Consider the following 16,361-nt stretch of genomic DNA (forward strand, 5'->3'; position numbering starts at 1 on the left):
AGCGGTCAAAAAAAACCCATAGTGTCCAGGTAAAATACCGCCCCCCACAACTGCGGCGGCGCCCGGGCCCCCCCCCCCCCCGCCCCTCGCTGGTCCCCGGGGTCGGGGGGATTGTGTCGGGCGTCGCCCGCCCCCTAGCGTGAGAACGGTCACCGCTGACCGTTCTGCCCTGGGAGGGCCCGTGTCCCTGGACGCCGCCGCCGTCGACCCGGACGCGATCGACCTGTCCGACCGCGAGTTCTGGGGCCGGCCGCCGGCCGAGCGCCACGCCGCCTTCGACGCCCTGCGCCGCGAGCGCCCGTTCGCGTTCTTCGCCGAACCCGTCGTGCCGTTCATCCCGGTGGGCCCCGGTTACCACGCCGTGACCCGCTACGCCGACCTCGATGCGATCAGCTCCCAGCCGCAGGTGTTCTGCTCGGGCAGGGGCGCGGTGTCCATCCCCGACATGCCGCCCGACCTCAACGAGTTCTACGGCTCCATGATCAGCATGGACGACCCCCGGCACGCCAAGATCCGCCGGATCGTCTCCAAGACGTTCACCCCCCGGATGCTCGAGCGGGTGGTGGAGTCGGTGCAGACGATCGTCCGCGACGTGGCCGTCCGGGCGCGGCGGAAGGCGGAGGAGGGCGACGGCACCATCGACGTGGTCGCCGACTTCGCCGCGCCGATCCCGCTGTGGGTCATCTGCGACATGATGGGCATCCCGGAGGAGGACCGGGCCCTGGTCCTGCAGAAGTCCAACATCATCCTGTCGCAGGGCGACCCGGATCTCATCGCGGACGAGAACCAGATCGTGACCGAGTTCCTCGACGCCGGCGCGGTGCTGTCCGACCTGCTGAACAGGCTGGCCGCCGAGCGGCGGGAGCACCCGGAGGACGACCTCATCACGGCGCTCGTGCACTCCGAGGTCGACGGCGAGACGCTCACCCACCAGGAGATCGCGTCGTTCTTCATCCTGCTGTGCGTCGCGGGCAACGAGACCACCCGCACGGCGATCGGCCAGGGCGTGCTGGCGCTGTCGGAACACCCCGAGCAGCGGGCGCGGTGGATGGCCGACCCCTCGCTGACCCGCACCGCCGTGGAGGAGATCGTCCGCTGGGTCAGCCCGGTCACCTGGATGCGGCGCACCGCGACGCGCGACGGCGAGGTCAACGGCCACCGGTTCACCGCCGGCGACAAGTTCGTGCTCTTCTACGCGGCGGCCAACCGCGACCCCGAGGTGTTCCCCGACCCGCACGTGTTCGACCTGGCGCGGGACCCGAACCCGCACGTCGGCTTCGGCGGCCACGGTCCGCACTTCTGCCTGGGGGCGCACCTGGCCCGCCGGGAGATCGGCGTGGCGTTCCGCACGCTGTTCGACGAACTGCCCGACCTCGAGGTCACCGGCGAGCCGCGCCGGCTGCGCTCGTCGTTCGTCAACGGGCTCAAGTCGCTGCCGGCCACCCTGACGGGGGTGCAGTGACCCGGATCGAGGTCGACCGCGACCTGTGCGCCAGCACGGGCGGGTGCGAGGCGCTGGCGCCGGACGTCTTCGAGATCGGCGACGACGGGGCCCTCGTCGTCCTCGTCCCCGAACCCGGGCCGGCCGACCTGCCCGACGTCCGCAACGCCGTCCAGGCCTGCCCGACCCGGGCGCTGCGGCTGGTCGGGTGAGGGCGGCGGAATCGGGCGCCCACGGCGGGAGTTGGGGCGAGGCGTGGAACCCACCGTGATCGACGCCCCCGACGAGCACCGGTACGAGATCCGCGAGGGCGACCGCGTGCTCGGCATCGCGGCCTACCGCCGTCGCGGCGACGTCCTGGTCTTCACCCACACCGAGGTCGACCCCCACGAGGGGCGCTCCGGGCTGGGCAGCACGCTGGTGCGCGGCGCCCTGGACGACGTGCGGGCGAAGGGCGGCAAGCTGATCGCGCAGTGCCCGTTCGTGCGCGGCTGGATCGAACGGCACCCCGACTACGCCGACCTCGTCCTGCACGAGTGCTGAACGCGGAGTGCCAGGACGCGGGAAGTGCGGTCCTGGACTCCGCTACAGCACCTGGGTGCCGTACATCTCCCCGAGCGGGTCGGCGATGAGTTCGATGCGGGCGCCGTCGGGGTCGCGGAAGTAGACCGACACCCCGCTGTGCACCTCGTGCGCGACCCCGGCCTCCTCCAGCCGGCCCACCAGCTCCTGCCAGTGGTCGGGGTCGACGCTGATCGCCATGTGGTGCAGCCCGCCGAGCACCTCGGCGTACGGGCCGACGTCGAGCCCGGGGAAGTCGAAGAACGCCAGCAGGTTGCCGTTGCCGATGTCGAAGAAGAAGTGCGACGAGCCCGGGTAGTCGCGGTTCTCGATCAGCTCGGTCAGCGGGAAGCCCAGCACGTCCTGGTAGAAGCGCACGGTCCGCTCGACGTCGCTGCTGATCAGGGCGGTGTGGTGCAGCCCGCGCGCCGTCGACGCGGGCCGGTCGCCCTTCGGCCGCAGGTGGGTGTCCCGGATCCGGGCCCGCTCGGCCTCGAGGACGTCGAGGTCGCGGCCGTCGGCGGTGGTCGTCATGCCCGCATTCTGCTCCCGGAGCGGGCCCTTCAGGCGAGTGCCTGCTCCAGGTCGGCGAGCAGGTCGTCGACGTCCTCGATGCCCACCGACAGCCGCACCAGGTCGCCGGGCACCTCGAGCGGCGAGCCGGCGGCGCTGGCGTGGGTCATCCGCCCCGGGTGCTCGATGAGCGACTCGACGCCGCCCAGCGACTCGGCCAGCGTGAACAGCTGCGCCCGCTCGCACACCCGCAGAGCCGCCTCCTCGCCGCCGGCCAGCCGGAACGAGAGCATGCCGCCGAAGCCGGACATCTGCTTGGCGGCGATGTCGTGCCCGGGGTGGCCGGGCAGGCCGGGGTAGAGGACGGCGGTCACCGCGTCGTGCCGCAGCAGGAAATCGGCGACGGCGGCCGCGTTGGCCGAGTGCCGGTCCATGCGCACGCCGAGGGTCTTGATGCCGCGCAGCACCAGCCAGGCGTCGAACGGCCCGTTGACCGCGCCCATCGCGTTCTGGTTGAAGGCGATCTCCTCGGCGAGCCCGGCGTCGGCCACGACCAGCGCACCGCCGACCACGTCGGAGTGCCCGCCCAGGTACTTCGTCGTCGAGTGGACGACGACGTCGGCGCCCAGCGTCAGCGGCTGCTGCAGGTATGGCGAGGCGAAGGTGTTGTCGACGACGAGCAGCGCGCCGGCGTCGTGCGCGACGCCGGCCAGGCCCGCGACGTCGGCGATGTTGAGCAGCGGGTTGGTGGGCGTCTCGCACCACACCACCCGGGTCTCCGGCTGCACCGCGGCGCGGACGGCGTCGAGGTCGCCCAGGTCGACCGGCGTGTGCGTCACGCCCCAGCGGGCCAGCACCCTCGCCAGCAGCCGGAACGTGCCGCCGTAGGCGTCGCCGGCCAGCACGACGTGCGAGCCGGGCACGCAGACGGTGCGCAGCAGGGTGTCCTCGGCGGCCAGCCCGGAGGCGAACGCCAGCCCGGCCGCGCCCTGCTCCAGCGCGGCCAGCGCCTCCTGCAGCGCGGTGCGGGTCGGGTTGGCGCTGCGGCTGTACTCGTAGCCGCCGCGCAGCCCGCCGACGCCGTCCTGCTTGTAGGTGGTCGTCAGGTGCAGCGGCGGGATCACCGCGCCGGTCGCCGGGTCGGGGTCCTGCCCGGCGTGGATCGCCCGCGTGTTGAAGCCGGTCATCGGCCCACCGTAGGAGCCAGCCCGGCGAGGTGGCCGAGCACGTCCTGCCGGGTGACCACCCCGGCCGGCTTGCCGTCGACGTGCACCACCAGCGCGTCGGCCTCGCCGAGGGCCGCCACCGCGGCGCTCACGGGCTCGCCCGAACCGATGATCGGCAGCGGCGCGGACATGTGCCGCTCCACCCGGTCGGCCAGGGTCGCCCGGCCGGCGAACAGCGCGTCGAGCAGCACCTTCTCGTCGACCGAGCCGACCACCTCACCGGCCGTGACCGGCGGCTCGGCCCGCACCACCGGCAGCTGGCTGACCCCGTACTCGCGCAGGATGTCGATCGCCTCGCGGACGGTCTCGTTCGGGTGGGTGTGCACCAGCGTCGGCGTCGCGCCCGACTTCGCCGTCAGCAGCTCGCCGACGGTCTCGCCGCCGGCGACGTCGAGGAAGCCGTAGTCGGCCATCCACTGGTCGTTGAAGATCTTGCCGAGGTAGCCGCGGCCGCCGTCGGGCAGCAGCACCACGAGGACGTCGTCCCTGGTCAGCTGCTCGGCCACCCGCAGCGCGGCGACGACGGCCATGCCGCACGAGCCGCCGACGAGCATGCCCTCCTCGCGGGCCAGCCGGCGGGTCATCGCGAAGGAGTCGCCGTCGGAGACGGCGACGATCTCGTCGGGCACCGACTTGTCGTAGGTGGACGGCCAGAAGTCCTCGCCGACGCCCTCGACCAGGTACGGCCGGCCGGTCCCGCCGGAGTAGACCGAGCCCTCCGGGTCGGCGCCGACCACGCGCACCCGGCCGCCGGAGACCTCCTTGAGGTAGCGCCCGACGCCGCTGATCGTGCCGCCGGTGCCGGCCCCGGTGACGAAGGCGGTGATGCGGCCCTCGGTCTGCGCCCAGATCTCCGGGCCGGTGGTCTCGTAGTGCGAGCGCGGGTTGGCCGGGTTGGAGTACTGGTCGGGCTTCCAGCCGCCGGGGGTCTCGCGGGCCAGCCGGTCGGACACCGAGTAGTACGAGCGCGGGTCGGCCGGGTCGACGGCGGTGGGGCAGACGACGACCTCGGCGCCGTACGCCTTCAGCACGTTGATCTTGTCCTGTCCGACCTTGTCGGGGCAGACGAAGATGCACCGGTAGCCGCGCTGCTGGGCGACCAGCGCCAGCCCGATGCCGGTGTTGCCGCTGGTGGGCTCGATGATCGTGCCGCCGGGCCGCAGCAGGCCGGCCTCCTCGGCGGCGTCGACCATGCGGACGGCGATGCGGTCCTTCACCGACCCGCCGGGGTTGAGGTACTCGACCTTGGCCAGCACCAGCGGCGCGTCGGGGCCCAGGTCGCGGGTCACGCTCCGCAGCCGGACCAGCGGGGTGCCGCCGATCAGGTCCAGGACGGACTCGGCGTACTGCACGGTGGTGCCTCCTCGGGCGCGCGGGCTGTGCGATCCATCCCACCAGACGGCGCTTGATCGCGGAAAAGCGCACGGGGGAGAGTGACGGCATGAGCACGCCCGAGACCGATCCGAACTGCGGCGTCGCCCACGGCGCGGCCGCCGAGCGGCCCGCCGGCCGCGTGCTGGTGGCCGTGTTCGCCTCGCCGGTCTCGGCCTGCCTGGTCCGCTACGGCAGCGACCTCGGCTTCCGCACCGTGCTGGTCGAGCCCGACGCCGGCCGCCGCCCGGAAGACGCCGCCGCCGACCTGGTGGTCGCCGGCTTCGACGAGCTGGACGACGACCTGGCCGGGCCCGATGCCGACGTCGTCGCCGACCACCACCGCGAGGAGCTCGGCGGGCAGCTGCGCGACGCGCTGGCCCGGCCGGTGCGCTGGGTGGGCGTCATGGGCAACCCGCGGCACGAGGGGCCGCACGTGGCGGCGCTGGCCGCGCTCGGCGTCCCGCCGGAGGAGGTGGCGCGGGTGCACCGGCCGATCGGGCTCGACATCGGCTCGCGCACCCCGGCCGAGATCGCGGTCTCCACGCTCGCGGGGCTGCTCGCCGACCGCAACGGGCGCACCGGCGGCTTCGCGCACGCCCGCTGACCGGCGGTGGACGTCGTCCTGGGCGCCGACGTCGGCACCAGCGGGCTGAAGCTGGTCGCGCTCGCCGCCGACGGCGCGGTGGTGGCCGAGGCCGAGGCCGGCTACGAGCCCGACCGCCCGCGGCCCGGGTGGGCGCAGAACGACGTCGCCACCTGGACCGCCGCGCTCGACGAGGCGCTGGCCCGCCTGCCGCTCGGGGGGCGCGTCCGCGGGCTGGGCCTGTCGGGGCAGATGCACGGCGCGGTGCTGGTCGACCGGGCCGGGACGGCGCTGGCGCCCGCGCTGCTGTGGGCCGACTCCCGCGCCACCGGCGAGCTCGCCCGCTGGCGGGCGCTGCCGCCGGCCGACCGGGCCGCGCTGGCCAACCCGCTCGTGCCCGGCATGACCGGTCCGCTGCTCGCCTGGCTGGCGGCGCACGAACCGGCCGTGGTCGACCGCGCCGCCGCCGTCCTGCTGCCCAAGGACGCGCTGCGGGCCACCCTGGTGCCCGGCTCGCTCGTCACCGACCGCAGCGACGCCTCGGCCACGCTGCTCTGGGACGTCGTCGCCGACGGCTGGTCGGCCGCGGCGGCCGGCGCGGCCGGGGTGCCGGCCGGCCTGCTGCCCGCGGTCCGGCCGTCGCACGAGGTGGTGGGGACGGCGCGGCTGCCGGTCGGGGAGGTGCCGGTGGTGGTCGGCGGCGCCGACACCGCGCTGGCGCTGCTGGCCTCCGGGGTGGGCGAGGGCGTGCTGGTCAACCTCGGCACCGGCGTCCAGGTGCTGCACGCCGGTGCCCGGCCGGTGGCGGCCGACGACCCGCCGGTGCACCGGTACGCCGACGTCGACGGCGGCTGGTACGCGATGGCCGCGCTGCAGAACGGCGGCTCGGCGTGGGCGTGGGTGCGCGAGGTCCTCGGGCTGTCCTGGGCCGACTTCTTCGCCGCGGCGGCCGCGGCGGACGACGGGGCCGGCGGCGTGCGCTTCGGCCCGTTCCTCACCGGCGAGCGCGGCGGCGTCGCCGGGCCCGACGACCGCGGGAGCTGGACCGGGCTGGGCCCCGGCACGACGCGGGCCGACCTGGCGCGGGCCGCCGTCGAGGGGGTCGTGCACGCGGTCGGGGCGGCGTTCGCGCTGCTCGACCGGCCGGACGGCGACGTCGTCCTCACCGGGGGCGGAGGACGGGACCCGCTGGTCCGGCGGCTGCTCGGCGACGTCCTTGGCCGGCCGGTCCGGTACCTGCCGATGCGCAGCGCGTCGGCGTTCGGCGCGGCGGTCCTGGCCGCCCGCGCAGCGGGGTGGCCGGAGCCACGCATGGAACGGGCCCCGGGCGGGCATCGTTCGAACAGGTGACGGGCCGCTTCCCCTGGCCCCCGGCGCGGAGGAGGAGCGCGATGAAGTCGTCGATGTTCGACAAGGTCAGCCAGTTCGCGAGGAGCCCCAAGGGGCAGCAGGTGATCCGGGAGTTCGCCGGCAAGGCGCAGCAGTTCGCCAAGGACCCGAAGAACCGGGCCCGGATCGAGGACGCCCGGCGCCGCTTCTCCGGCGGCCGCGGGGGCACGACTCCTCGCTAGCCAGCACGTCGAGAGGGCGCGCTCCCACCCGGGGGCGCGCCCTCCTCATGCCGCGTCGAGGGGCGGGCGGACGGTGCGCAGGGCCGCGTCGTGCAGCGCGCCGTTGGTCGCCAGCGCGCTGCCGCCGGCCGGGCCGGGCTTGCCCGTGAGGTCGGTGAACCGGCCGCCGGCCTCGCGGACGATGACGTCGAGCGCGGCGAGGTCCCACAGCGACACCTCGGGCTCGCAGGCGATGTCGACCGCGCCCTCGGCCAGCAGCACGTAGCTCCAGAAGTCGCCGTAGGCGCGGGTCCGCCACACCGCCCGGGTCAGGTCGAGGAAGCCGCCGAGCAGGCCGCGCTCCTCCCACCCGGAGAGGCTGGAGTAGCTGAGGCTGGCGTCGGCCAGCGTGCGCACGCCCGACACCTGGCAGCGGGTCGCCGACTCCAGCCGCCGCCCGGTCCAGGCGCCGACGTCCTTGGCCGCCCACCAGCGCCGGTTCAGCGCCGGCGCCGACACCAGGCCGACGACCGGTTCGTCGCCGTCCAGCAGCGCGATGAGCGTGGCCCAGACCGGCACCCCGCGGACGAAGTTCTTCGTGCCGTCGATGGGGTCGAGGACCCAGCGGCGGGAGCCGTGGCCGGTGGTGCCGAACTCCTCGCCCATGACCGCGTCGCGGTGCCGGGCCCGGTCGAGGGTGATGCGCAGCTGCTCCTCGACGGCCCGGTCGGCGTCGGTGACCGGGGTGAGGTCGGGCTTGGTCTCGACCGTCAGGTCCAGCGCCCGGAAGCGCTCCATGCTGATCGAGTCGGCCTGGTCGGCCAGCACGTGGGCCAACCGCATGTCCTCGTTGAAGCCCCGACCAGCCGTCATGGCACCCGAACCTACTGGGCGCCGCGCCGCGACGAGCGCATACGGTCGGGGAGTGGACGCCGCGACCCTCGTCGGGCTGCTCGCCGACGACACCCGGTTGAAGGTCGTCGCGGCCCTCGCGCTCGGCGCCGGGACCATCGAGGAGGTGGCGGAGGCGACCGGTCTGCCGCTCAAGGACGTCGCCCTGGCCGCCCGCCGGCTCGCCCGCGGCGGGCTGGTGCGCCGCGACGGGCGCGGCCTGGAGCTGCTCGCCGACCGGTTCGGCGCCGCGGCGCGTGCCGCGGCCGAGGCCGCCCCCGCGCCGGAGCCGCTGTCCGACGACCCGGCCGAGGACGCCGTGCTGTCGGCCTTCGTGCGGGGCGGTCGGCTGGTGTCGATCCCGGCGCAGCGGTCGAAGCGGCGGATCGTGCTGGAGCACATCGTGCGCGTCTTCGAGCCCGGGATCCGCTACCCGGAGCGCGAGGTCAACGCGCTGCTCGCCGTCTGGCACCCCGACCACGCGGCGCTGCGCCGGTACCTGGTCGACGAGGGGCTGCTCAGCCGCGAGGGCGGCCTGTACTGGCGCACCGGCGGTTACGTGGACGTGTAAGGACCTCCCTGCCCCCCACCGCTCGCGCGCTCGCGGCGGGGCCCTGCAGGGAGGCCACACTGTGGTGTGCCCACCGCCGACGACTTCGCCGCGCTCGCCCGGTCCTCGCCGTGGCGCTGGTCGGCGCTGCGCTTCACGTCGGGGCGGTACCGGGACGGCGCGTGGCAGCCGGTGATCCGGGCGTGGGTGCGCCGGCCCGATGCGCTGCGCGTGGAGACCGCCGACGGCGCGGTGCTGCGCGCCGGCTTCGAGCCGCCGGCCGTCGGCAGCCGCGCCGTCCTCGCGGCACCGGGCGACGAACCCGCGCAGCTCCGCGAGGTGCCCCCGCCGGTGTTCCGGCCGGACGGGCTGGTGGCCGGACGGCCGTCGCGCTGGGAGCAGCCCGAGCTCGACGCGCCCTTCTTCGAGAACTACTTCTGGGTGGCGGTGCTCGACCCGGTCGAGCTGGCCGACGGCCAGGACGGCCCACCGCTGACGGTCGAGGACGTCGCCGAGGTGGACCACCACGGCCGGCCGGCGTGGGAGGCCGTCGTCCGGACGACGCCCCGCTACGACCCCCGCTGCGGCTGCTGCCCGCTGCTGGACTCGCTCGACAACGCGCGACTCGAGTACGAGTCGAACGGCTACCCGCTGCCGCGCCCGCCGGAGGCCTACCCGGAGCGCTGGCGGGTGCGACTCGACGTGGGCACCGGCGTGTGCGTGCTCACCGAGGAGCTGCTCGACCTGCCCCGCGGCAACGGCCACGAGCTGCGCGTCGAGGCCGTCGACGAGCCCATGGACGACGCCCTGTTCCGTCAGTAGCCGGGACCGAGCTGGCCGACGGCGTCGACCAGGCGGCGGAAGCTGGCCAGCCGCTCGGCCCGCGCGGGCGGTCCGGCCGCCGCCCAGGCGTCCAGCGCGCAGTCGGGGTCCTCGGCGCCGTGCCCGCAGCCGGGCGGGCAGTCGACCGAGGCCTCCTCGAGGTCGTCGAAGGCGGCGAGCACGTCCTCGGCGGTGACGTGCGCGAGCCCGAACGAGCGGATGCCGGGGGTGTCGATCACGGTGCCGCCGCCGGGCAGGTCGAGCAGCACCGCCGACGACGACGTGTGCCGGCCCTTGCCCACCTTGGTCACCTCGCCGGTGGCCCGGTAGGCGTCCGGCACGAGCCGGTTGACCAGCGTCGACTTGCCGACGCCGGACTGCCCGACGAGCACGCTCATCCGCAGGTGCAGCCGGTCGACCAGCTCGTCGAGCGGCTGGTCGCGGGAGACCGCGACGGCGTCGAGGTCGAGGCCGGCGTAGCGGTCGAGCAGCGGCTGCGGGCTGCCGAGGTCGGTCTTGGTGAAGCACAGCACCGGGTCCAGCCCGCCGGCGTAGGCGGCCACCAGGCAGCGGTCGAGGAAGCCCAGCGCCGGCTCGGGGTCGGTCACCGCGGTCACCACCACCAGCTGGTCGGCGTTGGCGACGACGACCCGCTCGGTGGGGTCGGTGTCGTCGGCGGTGCGCCGCAGCACCGTCGTCCGCTCCTCGATGACGACGATGCGGGCCAGGGTGTCCGGCCGGCCGCTGGTGTCGCCCACGATGCGCACCCGGTCGCCGACGACGACGCCGTGCCGGCCGAGCTCCCGGGCCCGCATGGCGGTGACCTCGACGCCGGACTCCTCCAGCCGCACCGTCATCCGGCCGCGGTCGACGGCGATCACCAGGCCGGGCAGCGCGTCCTCGTGAGCCGGCCGCTGCCGGGTGCGCGGGCGCGAGCCGCGCCGGTTGGGCCGGACGCGGATGTCGTCCTCGTCGGACCGGCTGTCCAGCCTCCGCGGGCTCAGCGGTCGGCTCCGACCGGGTCCCCGAGCAGCCCGTTCCACCGCTCGACGAAGTCGGGCAGCGTCTTGGCCACCGCGCCGGGATCGGCCACCTCGACCCCGTCGACGGCCAGGCCGAGGACGGCGCCGGCGTGCACCATGCGGTGGTCGGCGTAGGAGTCCAGCCGGGCGGGCCGGCCGGGCCCCGGCTCGATGACCAGGCCGTCGGGCAGCTGCTCGACCCGCGCGCCGACGGCGGTGAGCACCTCGTCGAGCGCCTGCAGCCGGTCGGTCTCGTGCCCCCGGAGGTGGCCGATGCCGGTGAGCCGGGACGGTCCGTCGGCCAGCGCGCACAGGGCGGCGAGCACGGGCGTCAGCTCGCCCACCTCGCCGAGGTCGGCCGCCAGCGGCCGGATCGCGGGGCCGCCGGTGATCCGCAGGTCGTCGCCGGTCCGCTCGACGGTCGCGCCCATCGCGCGGAGCAGCCGGTCCAGCTGCGCGCCCGGCTGCGTGGTGACCTCGGGCCAGTCGCGGACGGTCACGCGGCCGCCGGTGACCAGCGCCGCGGCGAGGAAGGGTGCGGCGTTGGACAGGTCGGGCTCCACCACCCGGTCCCGCGCGGCGACCGGGCCGGGGGAGACCCGCCAGCCGCGCGGGGTGGCCGCCACCTCGACGCCGTGCTCGCGCAGCGTGGTCACGGTCATCTCGACGTGCGGCATCGACGGCACGCCGCCGGCGAGCGCGAGGTCGAGGCCCTGCTCGAACCGGGCGGCGGCCAGCAGCAGGCCGGAGACGATCTGCGAGGACTCGCTGGCGTCGACGCTGATCGCGCCGCCCTCGACCCGGCCGGTCCCGTGCACGGTGAACGGCGCCCGCCCGCGTCCGCCGTCGTCCACCTCGACGCCGAGGGCGCGCAGCGCGGCGAGCAGGCCGGCGTTGGGTCGCTCGCGCAGCCGCGGGTCGCCGTCCACCCGGACCGGGCCCTCGGCCAGTGCCGCGACCGGCGGCAGGAACCGCAGGACCGTGCCGGCCAGGCCGGCGTCGACCTCGGCGGGGCCGCGCAGCGGACCGGGGGTGACCACCCAGTCGTCGCCGTCCTCGTCGACCCGGACGCCGAGGGCGCGCAGCCCCGCGGCCATCAGGTCGGTGTCGCGGGCACGCAGCGGCCGCACGACCCGGCTCGGGCCGTCGGCCAGCGCGGCCACGACCAGCGCGCGGGCGGTGATCGACTTGGACCCGGGCAGGCGGACGACCGCGTCGACCGGCGTCGAGCGGTGCGGCGTCGCCCAGATGTCCGTCACGGGCGTGATTCTGCCCGGTCGGGGACGCCGCACCGCTCGCGCATCGACCTAGCCCGCCTGCGGCTTGCTCGCCTTCTTGGCCGGCAGCACGCGGGTCAGCTTGCGGTTGGCGAACTCGAACATGCCCAGCTCCGACAGCTCGCGGCCGTAGCCGGAGCGCTTCACGCCGCCGAAGGGCAGCTCGGGGGAGGAGCCGGTGGGCTGGTTGACCCACACCATGCCGGCGTCGATCCGGTCGGCGACGCCGCGGGCCTTGTCGAGGTCGCTGGAGAAGACGGCGGCGCCGAGCCCGAAGTCGCTGTTGTTCGCCAGCGACACGGCCTCGTCGGCGTCCTTCACCTTGTAGACGACGGCGGCCGGGCCGAACAGCTCCTCGTTGTACGCGCGCATCTCGGGGGTGACGTCGGTGAGGATCGTCGGCTCGACGAACGCGCCGGGGTGGTCGGGACGGCTGCCGCCGGTGACCACGGTGGCGCCCTTGTCGACCGCGTCCTGGATCTGCGCGTGCAGGTCCTTCGCCGCCTGCTCGCTGGAGAGCGGGGCCAGCGACGTCGACGGGTCGCTCGGGTCGCCGGGGGCGAAGGTGGAGAAGGCCTGCCTGAGGCCCTCGACGAACGGCTCGTAGATGTCCTCGGTGACGATCAGCCGCTTGGCCGCGATGCAGGCCTGGCCGCTGTTCTGCATCCGGCCCATGGTGGCGGCCTTGACCGTGCGGCCGAGGTCCTCGGTGTCGAGCACGATGAAGGGGTCGGACCCGCCGAGCTCCAGCACCGACTTCTTCAGGTACTTGCCCGCCAGCGAGGCGACGGCGCTGCCGGCCCGCTCGCTGCCGGTGAGGGTGACGCCCTGCACCAGCCGGTGGGCGATGACCTTCTCAACGTCGGGGATGCGCAGGAAGACGTTGGTGTAGACGCCCTCGGGGACGCCGGCGTCGCGGAAGCACCGCTCGATCGCCAGCGCGGTCTGCGGGTTGAGCTCGGCGTGCTTGAGCAGGATCGCGTTGCCCAGCACCAGGTTCGGGCCGGCGACGCGGACGACCTGGTAGAGCGGGTAGTTCCACGGCTCGATGGCGAGGATGACGCCGATGGGCTCGTTCTCGACGACGGCCTCGCCCTGCATCACGTCGATGCGCCGGGGCTCCAGGAAGCGGGGGCCGTTCTCGGCGTAGTAGGTCAGGATGCTCGCCGCCAGCATGACCTCGCCGGCGGCCTCCTGGATCCGCTTGCCCATCTCGCGGGTCACCAGGGCGGCGAACTCGTCCTTGCGCTCGAGCATCAGCTCACCGGCCCGGCCGACGATCCGGGCGCGCTCCTCGACCGGCCGGCGGCGCCACTCGAGGAAGGCGGCGTGCGCCTGCTCGACGACGCCGTCGACGGCGTCGCTGTCGAGGAAGGGGAACTCCTGCTCGACCTCGCCGGTGTAGGGGTTGACCGTCCGGTACGGGCGGGCGCCCGCGTCGCTGGCGGTCTTCGGCTGCTCGACGGGTGGGTTCTGCGTGGCGGTCACGGCTCGATCCTCGTCCTCGGTCCTCTGTCTGCGGTAGCGCCCTACCCGCCGCCCGGGGCGTCACGCGTCGCCCGGGGGCTGTCACCCGCGCCACCTAGAGTCGGGGGTGCAGCCGCCTCCCGAGGAGCCCCGCATGTGTGGTCGCTACGCCGCCAGCCGCAGCCCCGACGACCTCGTGGTCCAGTTCGAGGCGGTGCGCGCCGAGGGCCAGCAGCCGCTGCCCGCCGACTACAACGTCGCCCCGACCAAGGACGTCTACGTCGTGCGGCACAAGAAGGAGCGCGACGCCGAGGGCGCTCTCACCGGGGGCGGCCACCGCGAGTTGCGCGCCGTCCGCTGGGGACTGGTGCCCACCTGGGCCAAGGACCCGGCGGTCGGCAACCGGCTGCTCAACGCCCGGGTCGAGTCGCTCACCGAGAAGCCGGCGTTCCGCACGGCGGCCCGCTCGCGCCGCTGCCTGGTCCCGGCCGACGGCTGGTACGAGTGGGCCAAGCGGTTGGACAAGCCGGGCAAGCAGCCGTACTTCATCACCCCGCAGGACGGGTCGGTGCTCGCCTTCGCCGGGCTGTGGGAGGTGTGGGGCCGGGGTGAGGACCGGCTCTACACGTGCACGGTGGTCACCGCGCCCGCGGTCGGGGCGCTGCAGGAGATCCACGAGCGCATGCCGCTGGTCCTGCCGCAGGACCGGTGGGCCGACTGGCTCGACCCGGCCCGCGACGACGTCGAGGCGCTCACCGGGCCCACCCCGCCGTCGCTGGTCGAGTCGCTGGAGCTGCGGCCGGTGAGCACCCTGGTGAACAACGTCAAGAACAACGGTCCCGAGCTCGAGGCCCGAGCGGAGTCGGTGAGCGAGCCGGCCGACCAGCCCGCGCTGTTCTGACGTGGCGTCCTCCCGGACGGCGGCGCGCGACCGCTCCGCCGCCCTGCCCGGCTGGGCCGCCGCCGGCGCGACGTTCCTGTCCTCGGGCGTGGTGCTGGTCCTGGAGATCGTCGGGCTGCGGCTGATCGCGCCCTACGTCGGGATCACCCTGCAGACCAACACCGCGGTCATCGGCTTCGCGCTCGCCGCGATCGCGCTCGGCGCCTGGTCGGGCGGGGCGGCCGCCGACCGCGGCGACCCGCGCCGGCTGATCCCGCCGCTGATGGTCGGCGGCGGCGCGCTGACCGTCGCCGTCCTGCCGCTGGTGCGGTTCACCGGGGAGGCGCTGTCGGGGGCGCAGGCGGGCAACGTGCTCCTGCTCGCGGCGGTCGCCGTCGTCGTCCCGGCCGCGCTGCTGTCGGCGGTGCCGCCGATGGTCGTGAAGCTGCAGCTGGCCAGCCTGGACGAGACCGGCGCCGTCGTCGGCAAGCTGTCCGGCATCGGCACGCTGGGCGCGATCGCGGCCACGTTCGCCACCGGCTTCCTGCTGGTCGCCGTGCTGCCGAGCAGCGTCATCCTGGTTGGCGCCGGGCTGCTCATGGTGGCCGCCGGGGTGGCGATGGCGCTGCTGCTGCGGCGGCGCACCCCCGAGGCGAGGCCGCCGGCGGCGCTGGTCGCGGTGGCCCTCGCGGTGTCGGGGCTGGCCGCCGTCGCCCCGAGCCCGTGCGAGGAGGAGACCGCCTACCACTGCGCCCGCGTGGTGGCCGATCCCGAGCGCGAGAGCGGGCGGGTGCTGGTGCTCGACACGCTGCGGCACTCCTACGTCGACCTCGACGACCCGACGTACCTGGAGTTCCAGTACGTGCGCGCGATCGCCGCGGTGGCCGACTCCGTGGCCCCCGCCGGCCGGCCGATCTCGGCGCTGCACCTCGGCGGCGGCGGCCTGACCGTGCCGCGCTACCTGGAGCGGACGCGGCCGGGCACCGACAGCCTCGTGCTCGAGGTCGACCCCGGCGTGGTCGCGATCGACCGCGAGCAGCTGGCGCTGGAGACGTCCGACCGGCTGCGCGTGCGGGTGGTCGACGCGCGGGTCGGGCTCGCCGACGAGGCGCCCGGCGGCCGCGACCTGGTCGTCGGCGACGCCTTCGGGGGGCTGTCGGTGCCCTGGCAGCTGACCACCGTCGAGGCGATCGAGCTGGTCGACGCCGCCCTGGCCGACGACGGCATCTACGCCGCCAACCTGATCGACCACCCGCCGCTCGGCTTCGTCCGCGCCGAGCTGGCCACCCTGCGGGAGGTGTTCCCGCACGTCGCCCTGCTGGCCCGCGCGCCGGTCCTGGCGGGGGAGGACGGCGGCAACGTCGTCGTCCTGGCCTCCCGGTCGCCGCTGCCGCTGGGCGCGATCGAGCAGGCCATGGCCGCCCAGGACGTCACGTGGCGAGCGGCCGAGGGCGGGGAGCTGACCCGCTTCATCGGCGACGCCGAGCCGCTCACCGACGACCACGCCCCGGTCGACCAGCTCCTCAACCCCTACAGCTCGTAGCGCTCCCCGCGGGGAAACGGGCGGTCAGCGGCCGATCGGGGCCGTCCGCGCGCGGGTGAGGCGCACCAGCTCGGCGGGCGGCAGCTCCACCTGCAGCCCGCGCCTGCCGGCGCTGACGTAGACGGTGTCGAAGTCGAGCGCCGAGTCGTCGACCACCGTCGGCAGCGCCTTGCGCTGGCCGAGCGGGCTGATCCCGCCGACGACGTAGCCGCTGCTGCGCTCGGCGTCGGCCGGGTCGGCCATCACCGCCTTGCGCCCGCCCGCCGCGGCGGCGAGGGCCTTGAGGTCCAGCGAGCCCCCGACCGGGACGACGGCGACCGTCAGCGCGCCGTCCACGCGGGCCACGAGGGTCTTGAACACCCGCCGCGGATCGGCGCCCAGCGCGGCCACCGCGGCCTCGCCGTGGCCCAGCGCGGCCGGGTGCTCGGGGTCGTACGGGTGCAGCGTGTGCGGCACCCGGGCCTTCTCCAGCACCGTCACCGCCGGGGTCCCTGCCACGGCGCAGGAGCGTAGCGATCACGCGTCCGGGGAATCGGTCCCGTGCCGGCGCGGTTGGAGGAGGCGTGAGCAGCACCGTCTCCGCCGCCCGTCGGCAGTCCGTACGCAATCGGCCCCCGGGCCGCCCGGATGCCCCGCGACTAGGATCGACCGACGTGGTCTC

General features: G+C 75.2%; 18 protein-coding genes. 10 read left to right on the plus strand and 8 right to left on the minus strand.

The genetic code is table 11. The features are described from left to right. Positions 1-181 precede the first annotated feature (181 nt). From ACI797_RS12110 to ACI797_RS12120, 3 genes are read left to right on the plus strand one after another with little or no spacing between them, the layout of a single operon-like run. On the plus strand, positions 182-1,462 hold the full coding sequence (locus tag ACI797_RS12110) for a cytochrome P450 (protein ID WP_456858870.1): 1,281 nt from the start codon (positions 182-184) through the stop codon (positions 1,460-1,462). After that, on the plus strand, positions 1,459-1,653 hold the full coding sequence (locus tag ACI797_RS12115) for a ferredoxin (protein ID WP_456858872.1): 195 nt from the start codon (positions 1,459-1,461) through the stop codon (positions 1,651-1,653). Before ACI797_RS12110 ends, ACI797_RS12115 begins: the two co-directional genes overlap by 4 nt. 43 nt (positions 1,654-1,696) lie before the next feature. Next, positions 1,697-1,984, plus strand: coding sequence for a GNAT family N-acetyltransferase (locus tag ACI797_RS12120; protein ID WP_456858873.1), 288 nt, complete (start codon positions 1,697-1,699; stop codon positions 1,982-1,984). Between the two features lie 42 nt (positions 1,985-2,026). Here the strand turns inward: ACI797_RS12120 and ACI797_RS12125 are convergent, their stop codons facing one another. The 3 genes from ACI797_RS12125 to ACI797_RS12135 are packed head-to-tail and all read right to left on the minus strand — an operon-like array spanning position 2,027 to position 5,093. Then, positions 2,027-2,536 (minus strand): VOC family protein, encoded by a 510-nt coding sequence (locus ACI797_RS12125; RefSeq protein WP_456858874.1) that lies wholly within the window; start codon positions 2,534-2,536, stop codon positions 2,027-2,029. A gap of 29 nt (positions 2,537-2,565) precedes the next feature. Then, positions 2,566-3,702, minus strand: coding sequence for a cystathionine gamma-synthase (locus tag ACI797_RS12130; protein ID WP_456858875.1), 1,137 nt, complete (start codon positions 3,700-3,702; stop codon positions 2,566-2,568). Next, positions 3,699-5,093: a cystathionine beta-synthase gene (locus tag ACI797_RS12135; RefSeq protein ID WP_456858876.1), complete on the minus strand. Its 1,395-nt coding sequence runs from the start codon at positions 5,091-5,093 to the stop codon at positions 3,699-3,701. The genes ACI797_RS12130 and ACI797_RS12135 overlap by 4 nt, the downstream gene beginning before the upstream one ends. Positions 5,094-5,182: 89 nt before the next feature. Here ACI797_RS12135 and ACI797_RS12140 point away from each other — a divergent pair, with 89 nt between their 5' ends. The 3 genes from ACI797_RS12140 to ACI797_RS12150 are packed head-to-tail and all read left to right on the plus strand — an operon-like array spanning position 5,183 to position 7,269. Further along, the gene (locus ACI797_RS12140; protein WP_456858877.1) at positions 5,183-5,719 is read left to right on the plus strand and encodes an XdhC family protein; all 537 of its coding nucleotides are present in this window, start codon (positions 5,183-5,185) and stop codon (positions 5,717-5,719) included. 6 nt (positions 5,720-5,725) lie between these two features. Continuing rightward, positions 5,726-7,048, plus strand: a complete 1,323-nt coding sequence (locus ACI797_RS12145) for an FGGY family carbohydrate kinase (RefSeq protein ID WP_456858878.1) — start codon at positions 5,726-5,728, stop codon at positions 7,046-7,048. A 41-nt stretch (positions 7,049-7,089) separates the two neighbouring features. Continuing rightward, on the plus strand, positions 7,090-7,269 hold the full coding sequence (locus ACI797_RS12150) for a hypothetical protein (protein WP_456858879.1): 180 nt from the start codon (positions 7,090-7,092) through the stop codon (positions 7,267-7,269). Between the two features lie 45 nt (positions 7,270-7,314). Here the strand turns inward: ACI797_RS12150 and hisN are convergent, their stop codons facing one another. Further along, complete coding sequence (gene hisN, locus ACI797_RS12155; RefSeq protein ID WP_456541491.1) at positions 7,315-8,121, minus strand: histidinol-phosphatase; 807 nt, start codon at positions 8,119-8,121, stop codon at positions 7,315-7,317. A gap of 52 nt (positions 8,122-8,173) precedes the next feature. Here hisN and ACI797_RS12160 point away from each other — a divergent pair, with 52 nt between their 5' ends. Together ACI797_RS12160 and ACI797_RS12165 are read left to right on the plus strand one after the other, a co-directional pair. Beyond that, positions 8,174-8,710 carry a DUF2087 domain-containing protein gene (locus ACI797_RS12160; protein ID WP_456541490.1) on the plus strand — a complete coding sequence of 179 codons (537 nt, stop codon included), beginning with the start codon at positions 8,174-8,176 and terminating at the stop codon, positions 8,708-8,710. Between the two features lie 66 nt (positions 8,711-8,776). After that, positions 8,777-9,511 carry a hypothetical protein gene (locus tag ACI797_RS12165; RefSeq protein WP_456858880.1) on the plus strand — a complete coding sequence of 245 codons (735 nt, stop codon included), beginning with the start codon at positions 8,777-8,779 and terminating at the stop codon, positions 9,509-9,511. Here the strand turns inward: ACI797_RS12165 and rsgA are convergent. From rsgA to ACI797_RS12180, 3 genes are read right to left on the minus strand one after another with little or no spacing between them, the layout of a single operon-like run. Next, the gene (gene rsgA, locus ACI797_RS12170; RefSeq protein WP_456858881.1) at positions 9,505-10,554 is read right to left on the minus strand and encodes a ribosome small subunit-dependent GTPase A; all 1,050 of its coding nucleotides are present in this window, start codon (positions 10,552-10,554) and stop codon (positions 9,505-9,507) included. The two genes, ACI797_RS12165 and rsgA, sit on opposite strands and share 7 nt — an antisense overlap. Then, positions 10,512-11,792, minus strand: coding sequence for a 3-phosphoshikimate 1-carboxyvinyltransferase (gene aroA, locus ACI797_RS12175; RefSeq protein ID WP_456858882.1), 1,281 nt, complete (start codon positions 11,790-11,792; stop codon positions 10,512-10,514). The genes rsgA and aroA overlap by 43 nt, the downstream gene beginning before the upstream one ends. Before the next feature lie 48 nt (positions 11,793-11,840). After that, positions 11,841-13,298 carry an NAD-dependent succinate-semialdehyde dehydrogenase gene (locus ACI797_RS12180; protein ID WP_456858883.1) on the minus strand — a complete coding sequence of 486 codons (1,458 nt, stop codon included), beginning with the start codon at positions 13,296-13,298 and terminating at the stop codon, positions 11,841-11,843. A 133-nt stretch (positions 13,299-13,431) separates the two neighbouring features. Between ACI797_RS12180 and ACI797_RS12185 the strand changes: the two genes are divergently transcribed. Together ACI797_RS12185 and ACI797_RS12190 are read left to right on the plus strand one after the other, a co-directional pair. Beyond that, positions 13,432-14,178 (plus strand): SOS response-associated peptidase, encoded by a 747-nt coding sequence (locus tag ACI797_RS12185; RefSeq protein WP_456858884.1) that lies wholly within the window; start codon positions 13,432-13,434, stop codon positions 14,176-14,178. Between the two features lies 1 nt (position 14,179). Then, positions 14,180-15,700: a fused MFS/spermidine synthase gene (locus ACI797_RS12190; protein WP_456858885.1), complete on the plus strand. Its 1,521-nt coding sequence runs from the start codon at positions 14,180-14,182 to the stop codon at positions 15,698-15,700. Between the two features lie 24 nt (positions 15,701-15,724). Here ACI797_RS12190 and ybaK read toward each other — a convergent pair whose 3' ends face one another. Continuing rightward, entirely contained in the window at positions 15,725-16,198 is a 474-nt protein-coding gene (ybaK, locus tag ACI797_RS12195; protein WP_456858886.1) for a Cys-tRNA(Pro) deacylase, read from the minus strand. Positions 16,199-16,361: the final 163 nt, after the last annotated feature.

Source organism: Geodermatophilus sp. SYSU D00691 (genome assembly GCF_054050275.1).

Coding starts and splice junctions, on each gene's coding strand:
- ACI797_RS12140 (WP_456858877.1), top strand. CDS start 5,183: ATGAGCACGCCCGAGACCGATCCGAACTGCGGCGTCGCCCACGGCGCG.
- hisN (WP_456541491.1), bottom strand. CDS start 8,121: ATGACGGCTGGTCGGGGCTTCAACGAGGACATGCGGTTGGCCCACGTG.
- ACI797_RS12150 (WP_456858879.1), top strand. CDS start 7,090: ATGAAGTCGTCGATGTTCGACAAGGTCAGCCAGTTCGCGAGGAGCCCC.
- ACI797_RS12125 (WP_456858874.1), bottom strand. CDS start 2,536: ATGACGACCACCGCCGACGGCCGCGACCTCGACGTCCTCGAGGCCGAG.
- ACI797_RS12185 (WP_456858884.1), top strand. CDS start 13,432: ATGTGTGGTCGCTACGCCGCCAGCCGCAGCCCCGACGACCTCGTGGTC.
- ACI797_RS12130 (WP_456858875.1), bottom strand. CDS start 3,702: ATGACCGGCTTCAACACGCGGGCGATCCACGCCGGGCAGGACCCCGAC.